At 67.3% G+C, this 16,033-nt stretch carries 18 protein-coding genes; 10 read left to right on the top strand and 8 right to left on the bottom strand.

The features are described 5' to 3' along the window. Positions 1 to 81: 81 nt before the first annotated feature. The gene (locus J0X25_RS25995; protein WP_207290443.1) at positions 82 to 1,275 is read right to left on the bottom strand and encodes an inorganic phosphate transporter; all 1,194 of its coding nucleotides are present in this window, start codon (positions 1,273 to 1,275) and stop codon (positions 82 to 84) included. A gap of 175 nt (positions 1,276 to 1,450) precedes the next feature. Between J0X25_RS25995 and J0X25_RS25990 the strand changes: the two genes are divergently transcribed. Genes J0X25_RS25990 through J0X25_RS25975 form a run of 4 tightly spaced genes read left to right on the top strand, consistent with a single transcriptional unit; the run spans position 1,451 to position 4,979 of the window. Further along, the gene (locus J0X25_RS25990; protein WP_207290442.1) at positions 1,451 to 2,263 is read left to right on the top strand and encodes a basic amino acid ABC transporter substrate-binding protein; all 813 of its coding nucleotides are present in this window, start codon (positions 1,451 to 1,453) and stop codon (positions 2,261 to 2,263) included. An 11-nt stretch (positions 2,264 to 2,274) separates the two neighbouring features. Next, the gene (locus J0X25_RS25985; protein ID WP_207290441.1) at positions 2,275 to 3,108 is read left to right on the top strand and encodes an amino acid ABC transporter permease; all 834 of its coding nucleotides are present in this window, start codon (positions 2,275 to 2,277) and stop codon (positions 3,106 to 3,108) included. Further along, on the top strand, positions 3,105 to 3,902 hold the full coding sequence (locus tag J0X25_RS25980) for an amino acid ABC transporter ATP-binding protein (protein WP_284145196.1): 798 nt from the start codon (positions 3,105 to 3,107) through the stop codon (positions 3,900 to 3,902). Before J0X25_RS25985 ends, J0X25_RS25980 begins: the two co-directional genes overlap by 4 nt. A gap of 42 nt (positions 3,903 to 3,944) precedes the next feature. Beyond that, positions 3,945 to 4,979 (top strand): amino acid ABC transporter permease, encoded by a 1,035-nt coding sequence (locus J0X25_RS25975; RefSeq protein ID WP_207290440.1) that lies wholly within the window; start codon positions 3,945 to 3,947, stop codon positions 4,977 to 4,979. A 46-nt stretch (positions 4,980 to 5,025) separates the two neighbouring features. Here J0X25_RS25975 and J0X25_RS25970 read toward each other — a convergent pair whose 3' ends face one another. Both J0X25_RS25970 and J0X25_RS25965 read right to left on the bottom strand, forming a co-directional pair. Further along, a complete protein-coding gene (locus tag J0X25_RS25970; RefSeq protein ID WP_207290439.1) occupies positions 5,026 to 5,748 on the bottom strand; it encodes a DUF5828 family protein in 723 nt (240 codons plus the stop codon). Positions 5,749 to 5,818: 70 nt separating this feature from the next. Next, complete coding sequence (locus J0X25_RS25965) at positions 5,819 to 6,262, bottom strand: four-helix bundle copper-binding protein (protein ID WP_486606264.1); 444 nt, start codon at positions 6,260 to 6,262, stop codon at positions 5,819 to 5,821. Positions 6,263 to 6,382: 120 nt separating this feature from the next. Between J0X25_RS25965 and upp the strand changes: the two genes are divergently transcribed. Both upp and J0X25_RS25955 read left to right on the top strand, forming a co-directional pair. Further along, positions 6,383 to 7,060 (top strand): uracil phosphoribosyltransferase, encoded by a 678-nt coding sequence (gene upp / locus J0X25_RS25960; RefSeq protein ID WP_207290438.1) that lies wholly within the window; start codon positions 6,383 to 6,385, stop codon positions 7,058 to 7,060. 56 nt (positions 7,061 to 7,116) lie between these two features. Continuing rightward, positions 7,117 to 7,494, top strand: coding sequence for a cupin domain-containing protein (locus J0X25_RS25955; RefSeq protein WP_207290437.1), 378 nt, complete (start codon positions 7,117 to 7,119; stop codon positions 7,492 to 7,494). 123 nt (positions 7,495 to 7,617) lie between these two features. On the opposite strand, the gene J0X25_RS25950 is transcribed toward J0X25_RS25955, so the two are convergent. The 3 genes from J0X25_RS25950 to J0X25_RS25940 form a co-directional block, all read right to left on the bottom strand. Continuing rightward, positions 7,618 to 7,818 (bottom strand): YgaP family membrane protein, encoded by a 201-nt coding sequence (locus tag J0X25_RS25950; RefSeq protein ID WP_207290436.1) that lies wholly within the window; start codon positions 7,816 to 7,818, stop codon positions 7,618 to 7,620. Between the two features lie 104 nt (positions 7,819 to 7,922). Next, the gene (locus J0X25_RS25945) at positions 7,923 to 10,112 is read right to left on the bottom strand and encodes a S9 family peptidase (RefSeq protein WP_207290435.1); all 2,190 of its coding nucleotides are present in this window, start codon (positions 10,110 to 10,112) and stop codon (positions 7,923 to 7,925) included. 197 nt (positions 10,113 to 10,309) lie between these two features. Further along, positions 10,310 to 10,945, bottom strand: coding sequence for an IMPACT family protein (locus tag J0X25_RS25940; RefSeq protein ID WP_207290434.1), 636 nt, complete (start codon positions 10,943 to 10,945; stop codon positions 10,310 to 10,312). A gap of 197 nt (positions 10,946 to 11,142) precedes the next feature. On the opposite strand from J0X25_RS25940, the gene J0X25_RS25935 reads away from it, so the two are divergent. Next, positions 11,143 to 11,559: a DUF7522 family protein gene (locus J0X25_RS25935; protein ID WP_207290433.1), complete on the top strand. Its 417-nt coding sequence runs from the start codon at positions 11,143 to 11,145 to the stop codon at positions 11,557 to 11,559. Positions 11,560 to 11,568: 9 nt separating this feature from the next. Here the strand turns inward: J0X25_RS25935 and trpY are convergent, their stop codons facing one another. Then, positions 11,569 to 12,072 (bottom strand): TrpY family transcription regulator, encoded by a 504-nt coding sequence (gene trpY, locus J0X25_RS25930; protein WP_207290432.1) that lies wholly within the window; start codon positions 12,070 to 12,072, stop codon positions 11,569 to 11,571. A gap of 118 nt (positions 12,073 to 12,190) precedes the next feature. Between trpY and J0X25_RS25925 the strand changes: the two genes are divergently transcribed. Beyond that, positions 12,191 to 12,907 carry a hypothetical protein gene (locus J0X25_RS25925; RefSeq protein WP_207290431.1) on the top strand — a complete coding sequence of 239 codons (717 nt, stop codon included), beginning with the start codon at positions 12,191 to 12,193 and terminating at the stop codon, positions 12,905 to 12,907. A 9-nt stretch (positions 12,908 to 12,916) separates the two neighbouring features. Here J0X25_RS25925 and hisB read toward each other — a convergent pair whose 3' ends face one another. Beyond that, on the bottom strand, positions 12,917 to 13,507 hold the full coding sequence (gene hisB / locus J0X25_RS25920; RefSeq protein ID WP_207290430.1) for an imidazoleglycerol-phosphate dehydratase HisB: 591 nt from the start codon (positions 13,505 to 13,507) through the stop codon (positions 12,917 to 12,919). A gap of 345 nt (positions 13,508 to 13,852) precedes the next feature. Here hisB and J0X25_RS25915 point away from each other — a divergent pair, with 345 nt between their 5' ends. Both J0X25_RS25915 and J0X25_RS25910 read left to right on the top strand, forming a co-directional pair. Next, positions 13,853 to 14,122, top strand: coding sequence for a DUF8028 family protein (locus tag J0X25_RS25915; RefSeq protein ID WP_207290429.1), 270 nt, complete (start codon positions 13,853 to 13,855; stop codon positions 14,120 to 14,122). A gap of 168 nt (positions 14,123 to 14,290) precedes the next feature. Then, complete coding sequence (locus tag J0X25_RS25910) at positions 14,291 to 15,823, top strand: TrkH family potassium uptake protein (protein ID WP_207290428.1); 1,533 nt, start codon at positions 14,291 to 14,293, stop codon at positions 15,821 to 15,823. The last annotated feature ends 210 nt before the right edge of the window (positions 15,824 to 16,033 follow it).

The raw sequence follows: 16,033 nt of genomic DNA, 5'->3' as shown, positions 1-16,033 counted from the left end.
TCGGTCGCGAGTTCGCGGTCGTTCCCTCAGGTAACGGCCGCAGTTGAGCGACCGATCTTCGAATAGCTCTGTCCGACAGTATCACCCCAGCACGAGGGAGATCGCCGTGAAGCCGACGTACGAGAGGGCGATTGAGCCGGCGAGCGAACCGATCCACGCGAGGACGGTGTACGCCATCTTCCGGCCGCTGACGCCGCCGCCGGCGCCGGCCGCGGCGTAGCCGCTCCCGATGATCGCGCTGACGATGATCTCGTTGAACGAGACGGGGATCCCGAAGAGGACGGCCGACTGGGCGATCATGAACGAGGGGATGAGCGCGGCGATCGAACGCCGCGGCCCCAGCGATGAGTAGTCCTGCGAGATCGCCTTGATCATCCGCGGGGCGCCGGTCCACGACCCCAGCAGGAGGCCGAAGCCGCCGCCGACGAGCAGGGCCATCAGGGGAATCTCGAGGTCGCCCGACAGCGGGAGCAGCGGACCGACCGCCAGCCCGACCTGACTGCCGCCCGCCGAGAACGCGACCAGCCCGCCCAGCACGAGCAGGAAGTGGCGCTCGCCGCTCTCGAGGCCGCTCCGGAGATCGAGCCCGACCACGACCGCCCAGAGGGCCGCGATCAGGGTCGTCATCGCGACGACGCCGACGACTGCGGAACCGGGAACCCACCCGCTCGAGGCCTCGGCGATCGACGCGCCGCCGCCCGCGCCCGACCCGAGGATCGCGAACTCGATGTTGGCGACGAGAACGCCGACGAAGGCCGCCAGAACGACGATGAGATACTTCTCGTCGATCAGTTCGGCGCGGAGCGCGCGGGCGATCGAGTACGCGATGCCGCCGCCGACGAACGGCGTCAGGATCCAGAGCGTGGCGATTTCGGTGTACTTCGCCCACGCGGGGTCGCCGCCCATCCCGAGGCCGACGCCGATGACCGCGCCGGTCACCGTGAACGCGGTCGCGATCGGGTAGCCGGCGAAGACGCCGATCGCGACCAGTCCGGCCGCGATCGCCAGCGCGATCGTCGCCGCCATCGGCGACAGCGTCACCCCGCCGATCAGGTCGGCGCCGACCGCCTCGGAGACGTTCGCCCCCTGCAACACGGCGCCGGCGAATCCGAGGATGCCGACGAGAAAACCCGCTCGCATCACCGAGATCGCGTTGGCGCCGACCGCCGGCGCGAACGGCGTCGAGCCGCTCGAGCCGGCGCCGATCGCCCAGGCCATGAAGAGGCTGGCGAGGGCGGCCACCAAAAACGTCGCGATCGTCACGAGCTCGACCATCTGTTCCGGCTTACCAGCTAGCCCTACAAGTGTGTGCCGACCTGCGAGTGCGCCGTCCCGATCCGATTTCGACGTACGATCGGTTACTATTCCCGCATATCAGTGGTAAATATTGTTCAACAGGCGAAATAAAACCTTAACAACTAACCCGACTCGGTCGAGTAGTACGTAATCGATGACCGACGAAACCGAAACGTTCGACAGGCGGAGTTACCTGAAGCTAACGGGCGTCACGGGGATCGCCGCGACGGGATTCGCCGGCTGTCTCGAAGACGCCGGAAACGGAAACGATGAGGGGGATCAAAGCGACGGTGCCTCCGGCGAGAACGAAATCATCGCCGGAACGGCGCCCGGCTTCCAGCCGTTCGAGATGAACCGAGACGGCGAACTGGTCGGATTCGACATCGACCACCTGGAGGCGGTCGTCGATGAGACCGACTACGAACTGACTGGCTGGGAGGAGTTTGAGTTCGATACGCTGATTCAGGCGCTCAACAACGGCAACATCGACGTGATCGCGGCGGCCATGACGATCAACGACGAGCGCAGAGAGCAGATCGCGTTCACCGACCCCTACTACAGCGCCAATCAGTCGGTGCTCGTCCAGACCGGTGGCGGCTTCCAGCCCTCGGACCTCGACGACCTCGCGGGCCGAACGCTCGGCGCGCAGTCGGGAACCACGGGCGAAGGAATCATCGAGGACGAGGTCGAAGATCCGGACTACCAATCGTACGAAAACTACGTCTACGCCGTCCAGGAACTGGAGCAAGGGAGGATCGAGGCCATCGTCATCGACCAGCCCGTCGCCGAGTCGTTCGAGGCGGACCGCGAGGTCGAGATCGCTTTCACGTTCGAGACCGGCGAGGAGTACGGTCTCGGGGTCCGACAGGACGACGACGACCTCCGAGAGGCGCTCAACGAGGGGATCGCGGCCGTCCAGGAGTCGGGCGAGTACGAAGAGATCACGCAGGAGTGGTTCGGCGAGTAAGCTGATCGGCAATGGATTTCGCAGTACAGGCGGCAGACGCCGCGGTGACGCTTCCGGTCGGGCAACTCCTGCCGATCGGCGAGGAGACGGTCGGCCGGCTGCTCGGCGAGGACGTGGAGTTCGTCTACCGCAACGCCGAGTATCTGCTGTGGGGAGCGGTCATCTCGGTTCTCCTGACGGTCACCAGCATTCTGCTCGGTTTCCTGGCCGGCTTTCCGGCCGGCGCGATCGAGACCTACGGGAGCGGCTACTCGCGGGCGTTCGTCCGAAAGTTCGGCGTCCTGCTCCGAGGGACGCCGATTCTCGTCATCATGCTCGTCACGTTCTTCGTGCTTCCTTATGGTATCGTCCACGGCGCGGTCGAAGCGCTCCTCGGCGCGCTCGATTTCGTCCTCGGACCGACGCCGTTCACCGCGGCCGTCGACGTTCCCGGTGCGTTCGTCGCGGCGACGCTCGCGCTCGGCTTTCGCAGCGCGGCCTACCAGTCGCAGATCTTCCGCGGCGCGTTACAGAGCATCGACGAGGGCCAGATGGAGGCCGCCCGCTCGATCGGGATGAGCCGACTCGAGGCGATCCGACACGTGATCGTCCCGCAGGCGCTGCGGCGCAGCGTACCGGGCTTTCAGAACGAGTTCACGATCGTGCTGAAAGACACCTCGATCGCCTTCGCGATCGGACTCGCCGAACTCCTCAAGCGCAGCGAGGACCTGTTCATCGAACAGACCACGGCGATCCTCGAGGTCATCGTCTTCATCAGCCTGCTCTACTTCGTGCTGACCTTCACGACGAATCGGACGCTCGACTACGTGAACAACCGCTTCGCAATTCCGGGTGAATCTTCGTGACCGAACACCGAACCGACGACGCCGGCGGCACCGACCACGCAACGACGCGGGCGGCGGACGGGCCGCTGCTTCGCATCGACGACCTCTACAAGTCCTACGGCGACGAGGAGGTGCTGAAGGGGATCGACCTCGAGATCGACCGCGGCGACGTCGAGGTGCTGGTCGGCCCCAGCGGCAGCGGCAAGTCGACGCTGCTGCGGTGTTGTAACCGACTGACGGAGGTCGACAGCGGCGACATCTACCTCGGCGATCTGGAGGTGACCGCGCCGGACACCGACCCCGACGAGGTGCGCCAGCAGATCGGAATGGTGTTTCAGGACATCAACCTCTTCGCGCACCTCACCGCGCGCAAGAACGTCACGCTCGGGCTCCGCAAGGTGAAGGGCCTCCCCAAGGCCGAGGCCCGCCAGCGGGCCGACGCCGAACTCGAGCGCGTCGGCCTCGCCGATCAGGCCGACTCCTACCCGGCACAGCTGTCGGGCGGCCAGAAACAGCGCGTCGGCATCGCCCGCGCGCTCGCGATGGACCCGAAGGTCATGCTGTTCGACGAGCCGACGAGCGCGCTCGACCCCGAACTGAGCAACGAGGTGCTCGAGGTGATGCGCGGTCTCGTCGCCGAGGGGATGACGATGGTCGTCGTCACCCACGAGATGCGCTTCGCCCGCGGCGGCGCGACCAATATCTCGTTCCTCGCCGACGGACAACTCGTCGAGCGCGGACCGCCCGAGAGACTCTTCGAGAATCCGACGCACGACCGAACGGCCGAGTTCTTCGAGAGCATCCGTCATGACTGAGGACGCGATACCGATCCGAACGCGAACGGGGGCGACCGCTCGATGAGCGCGTCGAAGGCGTTCGGCTTGGAGCGACTCCGCGGCACGATCGGCGACGTCGACCGCAGTCTCGCGGTCGTCGTCGGCGTCATCTTCTGGGGCTGGCTGCTCGCGCGCTGGCTCTACGACTGGGTGATCAGCCGACTGGGCGTCGGTCCGGGCGCCGGCGAGCAGTTCGTCTCGGTCGCCCCCCTCGAGTCGATGGCGGCGATATTCGAAGACACGGTGGCGGTGTACGGTCCGGTTCCCGTTCCGTTGACGTCGGTGGAGCTCGGTCCGCTCGTCGTACCGATGGACTGGCTCGCGAGCCTACTGAACGGCATCGCGCTGGGGATCGAGATCGCGCCCGCGTTGGCCGCGGGCGCGTGGTACACGATCGTCCTGACGATCGCCAGCATCGCGCTCGGGCTCGTCATCGCCGTCCCGGTCGCCGTGGTCCGAGTCTACGGCGGTCCGCTCCGGTGGCTCGCGCTGGCCTACACCGAACTGATCCGCGGGACGCCGCTGCTGGCCCAACTGTTCGTGCTCTACTACACGCCCTACCTGGCGGTCCCGCTCAGCGAGGTCGACCTCATCGGCCGGGGCTTCGTCCCCGGATACGCCTTCTGGATCGCCATCGTCGGCTTCACCATCAACGGCTCGGCTTACCAGGCCGAGTACATCCGCGGCGCCTTGGAGAGCGTCGACGAGGGGCAGTTGACTGCCGCCCGGGCCATCGGTCTCTCGAAACTCGAGGGCATCCGCCACGTCGTCCTGCCGCAGACGCTGCGCTACGGGATTCCGGCGTGGACGAACGAGCTCGTCTACCTGATCAAGTACTCCTCGCTGGCGGGCTTTATCACGGTGCCGGAGCTGTACTACCGCGCCAGCGATATCGCGTCGTCGACGTTCGAGTACACGCCGATCTACGTCCTGCTCGGGCTGGTCTACCTCGGACTCGTCCTCTCGGCGACGAACGTCATGAGCCGCGTCGAGCGCCGGGTCGCGATCCCCGGCCTGGGACGGGCCGAAGGGCGCCAGCAGGGGACGGCCGAGTAGCGGCGGCGGCGCAGCCTCGCCATCGGCACGCGCCGTTCGACGCGGTTCAGTTCGTCGTCGACCGCGAGTCGTCGTCGGGCTCCGGCGGCGGTTCGGCGCCCTCGATGGCCTCGGCCGCGTCGGTGTCCTTCTCGACGCCGACGTGCCAGCGGTCGACCTCGTCCTCGTACTCGGCGAGTCGGTCGGAGACGTCGTCCTTGAGGACGTCATCGTTGACGTTGACCTCGAAGACGAACTGCTCGCCGTTTCCGCCGTTGCGCGCAGCCTGCTGGATGTTAGCGCTGATCAGTTCGTTGTCGAAGTAGTACGGCGCCAGCTGGGTCATCACGTTCTGGTAGACCGTGTCCTCGACGCGCCGGAGCGCCTTGCGACTCGCGGAGTCGGCCGCGCGCGCGACGTAATCGATCGACTCTCGCCAGTTACCGACCGCTCCTTCGGCGTCGTCGTCCTCGAGTCGCTCGTAGGACTCCGAGAGCTTCTCGCCGGCGGTCTTGATGTCCTCGTCGGGGTTCTTCCCCGCCTTTTCGCCCTTGCCCTCCTCGACGCTGGCCTGATCGGCCGTCTTCTCGCTGACGTCGCTGTCGAGCGTCTCGTGGGCCTTGGGTCGCCACTCCTCCCACTCCTCGAAAGCGGGAGTGAAGTCGACGTCGGACTCGTCCTCGCCGTCGTGGACGCCGGCGTCACGCAGCGCGCGGGTGATGCGCTCGCCGTGTTCGACGACGTCGCCCCAGTCACCGCGAACCTTGAATCCCGAGATACTCTCTTCCATTCGGTTGCCCCGGTCCTAAGTGGCGAACGGCTATAAACTTCGGTGCTGCGCAATACTGGCCGCGATCGAGTCAGTATCGTTGACCGGTCATCGCGGACCCACCCCTCGGCTGGCCGCTCGTTCCCTGACCGTACTGCCCCTGTTCCGGGAGTCCCTGCATTCCTCGACTCGCCTGCTGACTGCCGCTTCGAGAGCCGCCGACCGACCGCTCGAGGAGGGCTTCACAGGAGTTCATCGTTCGCTCGATCGTCGCGGCGGTCTCGCGGACGTGGGGGTGGCGCTGCTGGTGCTGTCGGAGCGTCTGTGCGCCCTCGACCGCGACCCGCATGAACGCGTCCGCCATCTCCGGACCGAACGCCGAGTCGCGGGCGATCAGCAGCTCGTTCACGGCGGCGATCTCGGCGAGGTCCTGGCAAACGCGGGCACAGGTTCCGAGCTCCGGATCCCCGGTCGCACACTGCGAGGCGTACCACGCGGCGACGTGCGAGAGTTCGCTGAAGTCCTCGAGGGCGATCCACAGGTTGAAGCCCGCCGCCGGATGGCGATCACCGGTTCGCCGCCGGAACGGCGACCCACCCCCGTCACGGTCGCGGCTGATCGATAACGTGAACTATCCGGGACAGCCAGTACGGGTATGACGATCGAAGACCGGGACAACGCCCATCTCGTCACCCACGCACTGGCGAAGGACACGCTGAGCCGGATCCGCGACGTCGAAACCGAGCAGGTCAGCTTTCGGAAGGGACTGGTCAAGCTGGGTCGGATCTGCGGCTACGAGATCATCGACGGCCGGATGGAGACCGAGTACGTCGAGATCGAGACGCCGCTGGAGACCACGATGGGCGAGCGGGTGCGCGGCCTCGACGACGTCGTGATCATCAACGTCCTGCGCGCGGCGACGCCGTTCGTCGAGGGACTGCTGAAGGCCTTCCCGCGTGCGCGACAGGGCGTCATCAGCGCGAGTCGCAACGAGGAGGCCGGCCGGGAGGACGACGGCTCGTTCCCCATCACCGTCGACTACGTGAAACTCCCCGAGATCACCGAGGAGGACACCGTGATCGTCGCGGACCCGATGCTCGCGACCGGGAGCACGATGTGTACCGTCCTCGAGCACGTCGTCGAGAACTCGCCGGAGCCGGAGAACCTGATCGTCCTCTCGGCGGTCTCGGCCCCCGAGGGGCTGCTCCGGGTCGGCGAGGCGTGCCCCGAGGCCGACCTGCTGACGGTCTCGATCGACGACCGCCTCGACGAGGACGGCTTCATCGTCCCCGGACTGGGCGACGCCGGCGACCGGGCGTTCCGCACGACCTGACCGCGCCACCGTACCGCTGCCGTCGACTTTTTGTGGCCGAACGGCAATCGACTCCTATGGAGTACACCGTCGTCGATCCCGACGAACTCGAGGCAGTCGAGGACCGCCCCTGCGACCTGCGCCGACTGAGCGACGCGGCCGGCCTCGAGAACGTCGCGATCAACCGGTTTCGCGCCGAACCCGGCGAGCAACTGCCGCTGGCCTACCACTACCACGAGCAACAGGAGGAGGCGTTCGTCGTGCTCTCGGGGACCCTGCACGTCGAGACGCCCGAGGGCGAGTTCGAGGTTCCGGCGGGCGATATGTTCGCCGCGCAACCCGAGTCGGCTCACCGCGCGTACAACCCCGACGACGCAGAAAGCGCGGTCGAAGTGGTCGCCATCGGCGCGCCGCCGGCCAGCGACGACGCCGTTCCCTACGACGCCGACGAGTAGCGCGACCGCCCTCGTTTCGAGTCGCAGCCGCAGTCGCAGTCAGTTCGCGTTCCCGCTCGAGTCGAGCGGACGGGTTCGCTCTCGTCTCGAGGAGGCCCCTTTTCGCTCGAGTCGAAGGGACCCTCACTCAGCGGCGCACGTGTCGATTCCGAAGAGGGCGTTGACCGGACAGCGCTGGATGACCGCCGTCGCGACGATGTCGCTGCCGGCGACGAAGGCGAGCGTGCCGGCCGTCCGATCCCGGTTCCGGTAGCCGACGAGCAACAGCACTATTCCGAGGACGACGCGCAGCGTGCGGTCGAATCCGCCGACGTTTCTATCCATGCGCGATCGGACGGGCGGGACGCCCGTAGGAGTGATCCCTGCAGCCGACCGAACCCCTTCGTTTCCGGTCGAGACCGAGTCGAAACTGTCCCCCGTTGCGAGGATTACTCCGCTCGAGCGTCGTCGCCGTCGCGTCTCTCACCGCCGTTCGTCTCGCCGCCGGCGCTCGAGAGCCCCCCGTCGGGGTCGCGCTCGAGCGCCGGCGGTGCCTCGCGATGGGCCGAGTAGCCGTCGAACCAGCGGGCGATGCGCTCGAGGCGGTCGACGACGTGGGCGGGTTCGCCCGAGCGGGAGAGTTCGTGGCCCTCCCGCGGATACCTGACCAGTCGCGTGTCGACGCCGTGTTTCTTGAGCCCGAGGTAGAACAGTTCCGCCGTGTTCGCGGGCGTGCGGTAGTCCCGATCCGAGTGCATCACGAGCGTCGGCGTGTCGACGTCGGCGACGTGTGCCGCGGGCGATTGGTCCCAGAAGAACGCGGGTTCCTCCCACGGCGTCGCGTCGAAGTCGCCCTCGATCAGTTTGAACGCGTCCGTCGAGCCGTAGAAGCCGGTGAGGTCGTAGACGCCGCGCTGGGAGACGGCCGCCTCGAAGCGGTCGCTCTGGGTGACCGCCCAGGCGGTCATGAACCCGCCGAAGCTGCCGCCGGTAACGAACACCTCGTCGTCGTCCACGTAGTCGCGCTCGCAGACCGTCTCGACGCCCGCGAGGACGTCGGTCAGGGTGACTGCGCCCCAGTCGCGCTCGATGGCCGTCGCGTGGTCCTCGCCGTAGCCCGTCGACCCGCGCGGGTTGCACCAGAAGACGACGTACCCCCGCGCCGCCAGCGTCTGGAACTCGTGCCACATCGTCCCGGCGGTCGTCCAGTGGGCGTGGGGACCGCCGTGAATCTCGACGACGAGCGGGTACGACTCGTCGGACGCGGCGTCGGCGTCGAACTCCGGTGGCGTGAGGAGCCAGCCCTGAATTGATTTGCCGTCGCTTTCGAACCACACCTCCTCGGGCTGGCGGACCGGCCGATCGGCGAGGTAGTCGCCGTTGACCCGCGTCAGCCGATGCTCCTCGTTGCCCCCCCGCGTGGTGACGAAGACGTCGCCGGGGTGGTCCCACTCGCTGTAGACGGCGGCGACGGCGTTCTCGCCGACGTCGAAGTCCGAAATCGTCGCACCGTCGCCGAGTACTCGCGTCGGCTCGGCGCTCGCATCGCTCGGGACCGACCAGCACGCTCGCGAGCCCTCGTCCGGCGTCGTGAAGTACAGCGTCTCGCCGTCGGGCGCCCACTGGAACCCACAGCGGTGGCCGACGGTCCGATCGAGCGCCTCCGTCGGCGTCCGTTCCGCGCCCGTCTCGCGGTCGTGGACCCGAATTTCGGTCTGGCGCATCGAGGGCCGCTCCTCGGGCGTCCACTCGAAGGCGACCCGGCCGTCGTCGGTGGCGTCGATCGAGCCGGACTCGAGCCAGCCCGTCGTCCGAGTGAACGCCTCGATATCGCCGCTCTCACGGGTCGCTTCGCTCCCCGCTCGCTGGTCCGAGGCGCGTTGCGCCTCGCTCTCCACGTCGTGTTCGTACAGATCGTACGTCAGCGTGTCGTCGGGTTCCTCGCCCGCCGCCGCGGCCTTGGCCGCGTAGTAGATCGTCTCGTCGTCGCCCCACGTGGGGGAGACGTAGTCGACCGCTGCGTCGGCCGGCCCGTCGCCGGTGAGCCGGGTGATCGCATCGCCTGCGGGATCGTCTTCCGGCGACACAGAGAGCGCTTCATCGACCTCGAGGAGGTAGACGTGGCGCCGCCGACCGTCGGCGTACTCGGTTCCGGCGCGGTAGCTCATCCGGTCGATCACCCGCGGATCGGGGTCCTCGTGTTCGTAGTCGGAATCGACCGCACGGTCCCGACCCGCCTCGCAGTCCGCGGGGGTGACGCGCTGGGTGAACAGCAGTCGGGAGCCATCCGGACTCCACTCGAGGTCGTCGACGCCGCCGACGACGGCCGTGAGTCGGCGCGCTTCGCCGCCGTCGGTCGGGACGAGCCAGACCTGCTGCCGGTCGCCGTCGCCGCGGGTACTGACGAACGCGAGTCGGTCGCCGTCGGGACTCCAGCGGGGCTGACTGTCGACGCCGTCGCTGGCGGTGAACTGCGTCGTCTCGTCGCCGCCGACCGGCACGACGAAGATCGACGCCGTATACGACTCGTCGTCCGCGGGCGTCCGGCGGACGAACGCCACGCGCTCGTCGTTCGGGGAGATCCGCGGTTCCTCGGTGTGAACGATTTCGCGGTAGTCGGCCGCCTCGATCCGGTTCATATCCGACGTCGCATCCGCTGGACCAAATACCTCGGTACCGCGGCAGGGCGCCGCACCCGCTAGACGTCGACTCCGGCGGCCCCGGCAGCCCGTTCCCAACGCCGTGAGGATTTCGCCACTGGCTGGCCGTTCCTCGAGTACGGCTGTGCGAAACTCGACCGGCGGAGCCGCGCTCGAGGACGGCGGCCGGAATGCAGTTACCCGAGGTCGACCCGGCCGCTCGTCGCGCTCCGCAGTCGATCCCGAAACGCGCCGGCCTCCTCAAGGGGCACCCGAACGGCGAAGGAAACCTCGGCTTGGTAGTCCGCTTCGAACTCGTAGCCCTCGCTCTCGAGGATGCCCCGTACCGTCCCCGAATCGTCGTAGTCGACGGTGACCGAGACGCGCTCGTGGGGTCGCTCCTCGACGATGCCGGCCGCCTCGACGGCGTCTTTCACCGCGCGCGAGTACGCCCGGACGAGGCCGCCGACGCCGAGGTTCGTCCCGCCGTAGTAGCGCGTGACGACGACCGCGCAGTTCTCGAGGTCCTGCTGGGTGAGGACGTTCAGCGCCGGCTTTCCCGCGGAGCCGGACGGTTCGCCGTCGTCGCTCGAGTACTCCCGGAGGAAGTGACCGCCAGTCCCATCGTCGCCCCCACCGTCGCCACCGCCCGTTCGCACGCGGTAGGCCGGCACGTTGTGGGTCGCGTCGGCGTACTCCTCGGCGACCGCGTCGACGAACGCCTCGGCGGCCGAGACGGACTCGACGGGGCGAACGTGGCCGACGAACTCCGACCCTTGAACGACGAACTCGGCGGAGGCCGGCGCCGCGACGGTCCGGTAGGTCCCGCTCACGATACTCGACGACTCGAGCGCGGGCGAAAAGAGCGCGTCGGTCCGTCGGGAAGCCGGCACGCGCAGTCCGTCGAACGGGATCGTTCGGGACCGTTCGGGAAGCGATCTCCAGTGATATTGGTATGTCACGGAATCCGAATGGAGTCAGCCCGCTGAAACCCCCTACGCTCTTGGTCCCCGGTGTGGAGACACCGGGCATGGACGGCGATGCCATCGATCCGACGCTCGCGGACGAACTGCGAAGCCTCTGCCGGACGACGGTCGGCGACGAACTGCGGAGCATCACGTACTTCACGGCGGACGATGTCGAACAGCTCTACCTCCGATCGGACTTAGAGCAGACCGCCGATCTGATCGGGTTCGCCGATCACGAGCGGCTGGGCTTTCGCTCCCAGTCGGCGTACCGCAACACCCAGCTGGGCGACTACGAGGCGACCATCCGGATGTTCGAGAACGGCTACCTCTCGCGGGTGATCCGCGGCCCCCACGGCGTCTGGGTGACGACGGACGACATGTCGATGGAGCGCTTCGAGGAACTCACGAGCGCACTCGAGTCGGTGCTCGAGGAGTTCGCGGACTCGGTGGACGCCGCCGAGCCCGAGACCGACGACTGACGCCGGCGCTCACTGGAGTTCGATCTTCCGGACGAACTCGAGGTCGCGGATCTCGGTGATCACCGCGCCCGGCAGGTCCTGGTCGGTGATCAGGTAGAGCATCGGCTCGTCGGTGAACTCGGGGTCCTCGCTGATCGTCTGGCGAATCGAGATGCCGTTCTCGGCGAGGGTGCCCGTGACCTGCGCGACGATCCCCTCCTGTTCGGCGTCGTGGACCGCGACCGACAGCACCGTCAGATCGAGCACCGGCGCCAGATCCATCAGGCTCGGCACCTGCGAGATGTTCTGGAAGATGCGACGCAGTTCCGGGTCGTCGAGAATGACGTCGGTCGTCGAGTCGACCACGCGCCGATCGACGCCGATCTCGCGGGCGATGCCGGTGTTCGGGATCTCGATCCCGCCCGAGACGACGCGGCCGTCGTCGTTGACCGAGAACCCCCGCTCCAGTAACAGGCGAATGACCGCCTGCTGACTCGGCGAGCCCTCGAACTTCTCCATGATCTCGTCGAACATTCGTTCCCGCATATACGAGGGGCGAGGTATAATGTCCGGTGATCGCTGCCGATCGTGGCCGAGACGCGATCCGCGTCTGACGGACGATTTTTGGCGATCCAGTCAGTACCGTCTACGCATGCGCGAACTCCGGAGCTGTGACTTCTGTGGGGCCGACGCCGTCGGTACCTTCGCCGTCGTCCCGCCCGAACTCGAGCCGACCGAGGCCGAACAGCGTCGCGTCGTCTGCTGTAACGACTGCAAGGACCGACTCGAGACCCTCCTCGAACCGCTGCTCGCCCGAGCCGGCGTCGACGTCGGCGACCGCTCGGGCGACGAGAGCGGCGGCGGCGAAACCGCCGGCGAGAGCGGGGCTGTCGTCGCGTCCGCGGACGAGTCCACCCGGAAGCGCTCGCGGACCTCGAGCCCGAACGCGACCGTCTCGGACGCCGACGCCGGCATCACCGACAGCGCCAGCGATACCGACGGCGCTGACGACGAATCACCGTCCGACTCGGTCCTCGAGGACGGAATCTCCTTCGAACGAAACGAATCCGACGAATCGGAGACGGCCGCGGCCACGCAGGCCGACGACGAGGCGATCGACTTCGATGAGAGTGCAACCGACGAGACGAACGACGACTCGGGGAGCGGAGACGCGACCCGGCCGCCGAACGGGTACGGTAAGGTACTCCGACTGCTGCGAAACCGCGAGTTCCCCATGAAACGCAGCGCCGTCGAGAACCTGGCCGCCGGCGCCTACGACCTCGAGGCCGACGAGGTCGACGCGATCGTCGATCACGCGGTCGAAAACGGCGAGTTCGTGGAGAAGCAGGGCAAACTGCGCCGCCCGTAGACCGGAGCGTCAGAGGGTCCCTTTCGTGCTCGGCGTCCCCGATCGCCGCTCGTCGCGTCGCGTCGCGTCGTCGAGCGTCCGCGCGAGCGCCTTGAACAGCGCCTCGACCTCGTGGTGGGCGTTCTCGCCGGCGACGACCTCGAGGTGGACGGTCAGCCCGGCGTTCATCGCCAGCGACTCGCCGAAGTGGCGGGCCATGTCGCTCGTGAAGTCGCCGATCTCGGCCTGCGAGAACGTCCCGTCGAAGTAAAAGCGTGGACGGCCGCTCACGTCGACGACGGCGCCGACGACGGCCTCGTCGAGGGGGACCTTTCGGTCGGCGTAGCGAACGATGCCGGCCCGGTCACCCAGCGCCTCGTCGAACGCCTCGCCGAGGACGATCGCCACGTCCTCGACGGTGTGGTGATCGTCGATCTCGAGGTCGCCGTCGCACTCGACGCGCAGGTCGAACAGCCCGTGTTTGGCGAACGACGCCAGCATGTGGTCGAAGAAACCGATCCCGGTGTCGACGTCGACCTCGCCGTCGCCGTCGATCTCGAGCGCGCACTCGATCGACGTCTCGGCCGTCTCGCGCGTCACGGTCGCCGTTCGCTCGCTCATGTCACACCGATTGGACCGCCGGTACAAGGGGGTTGCGCTCGCCCGCTCGCCGGGAGCGACTCGCGCGCGTCGCACTGACGGGCCGCTCCGCGCGGTATTTAGACCGGGTTCGCTCGCGTGTCGCGATCGGGACGGACGTGCAACCGCGATTTCGACCGCGCCGACGGACAGGCCCGATAAACGCCATAGATACGCCCATAAAATGTCTAAACGTTTTTCGTCCCGTTTCGAATGGTCGTTTCGGAACCATTATCGGAGTGAAACGAAGCGAAACCACGCCAAGATTCGGCCCATTATATGATGAGTAGGCTGAATGTCGTCTGTACGAAGAGGTGAACCGAATCGATGTCCAGCCCCTCCCCGCTCTCGAACGAATCGCTCGGTCCGTCAGGCCCTGAACCGGACCGTCAGCACGAGCAGCGCGCCCGCCAGCTCGCTCGCTCAGTCAAAGCACCCGCACAGTTCCTCTCCTTCTGGATCGCGATCGCCCTTCCATTCGTGCACCTCCCCCTCCTCACGCAGGGACTGGGCGATCCGCAGGTCACTCTCACGTTCATCGCCCTGCTCGCGGTCAACGTCTTCGCCCTCTACCTCGGCCACGGCCACAACCAGTGAGCCCTCGGGCCGAGTAACCCGCCGACCCGACTCGAGCAGGGACGACGCCGACGCGCGATCACGATACCGACAGCCGAGGCCGGCGACCGGCGGTCGCGTTCGACCGGACGCCACTGGGTCTCGAATCGGACGAACTAATGCCCTCGCTGTGGCACCTGTGATCACGCGATGCAGATTCGTGTCGACTGGCGCTCGAGTTGTAGCCTCACCGGGACCGTCCTGAAGTGGCTCACCGTCCCGCTCGCCGCCCCGCTCGCACTGGCGTTGCTGGACGGCGAGGATCCGATCCCGTTCGTCGCGGCGATCGTCACGACGGTCGCCGTCGGCCTCGCCCTCGAGGGACTGCGCGACGAGCCGACGCTCGAGCAGCGGGAGGCGTTTCTGATGGTCTCGCTGACGTGGCTGACCGTCGCCCTCGTCGGGACGGTGCCGTTCGTCCTCGTCGGCGTCGGCGCGCCTTCGGCATCCGCGTTCGCCCTCTCGGTCGACGGCGTCGTCAACGCGACCTTCGAGAGCATGAGCGGGCTCACGACCACCGGTGCGACGGTGATGAGCGGCTGGGACTTCGAGAACCAGTCCCGTGCGATCCTCCTCTGGCGGCAGCTCCTCCAGTGGCTCGGCGGACTGGGTATCCTGATCGTCGCCATCGGCCTCCTCTCGAACCTGCTGGTCGGGGGCGCACAGCTGATGGAAACCGAGACGCAGACGAAGAGCGTCCAGAAACTTCGTCCTCGGATCGGCGAGACCGCCCGGCTCATCTGGGGGCTGTACGTCGGCCTCACGGCGCTGGCCGCGGCGACCTTCTACGCGCTCCACCTGCTCGGCGCGGCCCCGAACATGACTCTCTTCAACGCCGTCTCCCACGCCCTGACGAGCGTCGCGACGGCCGGCTTCTCGCCGGAAGGCGAGAGCGTCGGCGCGTTCGCGCCGGCCGTCCAGTGGGCCGTCATCCCCTTCATGATCCTCGGCGCGACCAACTTCGTTCTCCTGTACGCGCTCACCCAGGGGGAGTTTCGCCGCCCCCTCGAGTCCGAGGAGTTCCGGTTCTACATCGGCCTGCTCGCGGGAATCGGCGCGCTCGTCGCGGCGATCCTCTGGATCGATCCGTCGATCGAAGCGGGCCTCGAGGCGACGATCCGACACGGCCTGTTCAACGTGGTCTCGATGCTGACGACGACCGGCTACGCGTCGACGGACTTCAACTACTGGTCGGCCGCCGCGACCCAGTTGCTGTTCCTGTGTATGTTCATCGGCGGCATGGCCGGCTCGACGACCTGCTCGATCAAGACGCTGCGCTGGCTCGTGGCGTTCAAGGCGTTCCGGCGCTCCTTCTTCACCACGATCCACCCGCAGGCGGTCCGCCCCGTTCGGCTGGGCGACGACGTCGTCGACGAGGAGACGATCAGCGACATCTTCTCGTATCTCATGCTGGCGATCAGCATCTTCGCCCTGCTGACCGTCTTCGTCGTCGTGGACGCGGTCCGCTTCGCCGACCCCGACGTCAGCGAGTTCGAGGCCCTCAGCGCCTCCGCCTCGATCTTTCTGAACATCGGCCCCGCCTTCGGGATGGCCGGCCCGATGGACAACTACGCCGGCTTCCCGACCACCACGCGCACCGTGATGATCGTCATGATGTGGATCGGCCGCATCGAGATCATTCCCGTGCTCGTGTTACTGACGCCGGCGTTCTGGGAATCCTAAGAACGAAGTTTTGCTCCGCGGGCGCGGCGTCGCCGCGCCCTCGGCAAAAATTCGATTAAAAGCACCGGAAGACGCTTCGCGTCTTCCGAGCCCTCGTTCACTCCGTTCACGAGGACACTCCTCCCTCCGTTCCGGCCCCTCTGGGGCCCGGCTCACGGCTCGCGCCGTGAGCGCGAGCGAACGAATCGGCTGGGGAAGGCGTGGAATCCC

This window comes from Haloterrigena alkaliphila, from assembly GCF_017352155.2.
GTDB lineage: Archaea > Halobacteriota > Halobacteria > Halobacteriales > Natrialbaceae > Haloterrigena > Haloterrigena alkaliphila.
The sequence above is the reverse complement of the archived record's forward strand: the minus strand, read 5'-3'. Positions and strand labels throughout refer to the sequence as shown.

What these genes read in the sequence shown, in the direction of transcription:
- J0X25_RS25995 (WP_207290443.1), bottom strand. Translation starts at nt 1,275, where the DNA reads ATGGTCGAGCTCGTGACGATCGCGACGTTTTTGGTGGCCGCCCTCGCC.
- J0X25_RS25990 (WP_207290442.1), top strand. Translation starts at nt 1,451, where the DNA reads ATGACCGACGAAACCGAAACGTTCGACAGGCGGAGTTACCTGAAGCTA.
- J0X25_RS25985 (WP_207290441.1), top strand. Translation starts at nt 2,275, where the DNA reads ATGGATTTCGCAGTACAGGCGGCAGACGCCGCGGTGACGCTTCCGGTC.
- J0X25_RS25975 (WP_207290440.1), top strand. Translation starts at nt 3,945, where the DNA reads ATGAGCGCGTCGAAGGCGTTCGGCTTGGAGCGACTCCGCGGCACGATC.
- J0X25_RS25970 (WP_207290439.1), bottom strand. Translation starts at nt 5,748, where the DNA reads ATGGAAGAGAGTATCTCGGGATTCAAGGTTCGCGGTGACTGGGGCGAC.
- upp (WP_207290438.1), top strand. Translation starts at nt 6,383, where the DNA reads ATGACGATCGAAGACCGGGACAACGCCCATCTCGTCACCCACGCACTG.
- J0X25_RS25955 (WP_207290437.1), top strand. Translation starts at nt 7,117, where the DNA reads ATGGAGTACACCGTCGTCGATCCCGACGAACTCGAGGCAGTCGAGGAC.
- J0X25_RS25950 (WP_207290436.1), bottom strand. Translation starts at nt 7,818, where the DNA reads ATGGATAGAAACGTCGGCGGATTCGACCGCACGCTGCGCGTCGTCCTC.
- J0X25_RS25945 (WP_207290435.1), bottom strand. Translation starts at nt 10,112, where the DNA reads ATGAACCGGATCGAGGCGGCCGACTACCGCGAAATCGTTCACACCGAG.
- J0X25_RS25935 (WP_207290433.1), top strand. Translation starts at nt 11,143, where the DNA reads ATGGACGGCGATGCCATCGATCCGACGCTCGCGGACGAACTGCGAAGC.
- trpY (WP_207290432.1), bottom strand. Translation starts at nt 12,072, where the DNA reads ATGTTCGACGAGATCATGGAGAAGTTCGAGGGCTCGCCGAGTCAGCAG.
- J0X25_RS25925 (WP_207290431.1), top strand. Translation starts at nt 12,191, where the DNA reads ATGCGCGAACTCCGGAGCTGTGACTTCTGTGGGGCCGACGCCGTCGGT.
- hisB (WP_207290430.1), bottom strand. Translation starts at nt 13,507, where the DNA reads ATGAGCGAGCGAACGGCGACCGTGACGCGCGAGACGGCCGAGACGTCG.
- J0X25_RS25915 (WP_207290429.1), top strand. Translation starts at nt 13,853, where the DNA reads ATGTCCAGCCCCTCCCCGCTCTCGAACGAATCGCTCGGTCCGTCAGGC.
- J0X25_RS25910 (WP_207290428.1), top strand. Translation starts at nt 14,291, where the DNA reads ATGCAGATTCGTGTCGACTGGCGCTCGAGTTGTAGCCTCACCGGGACC.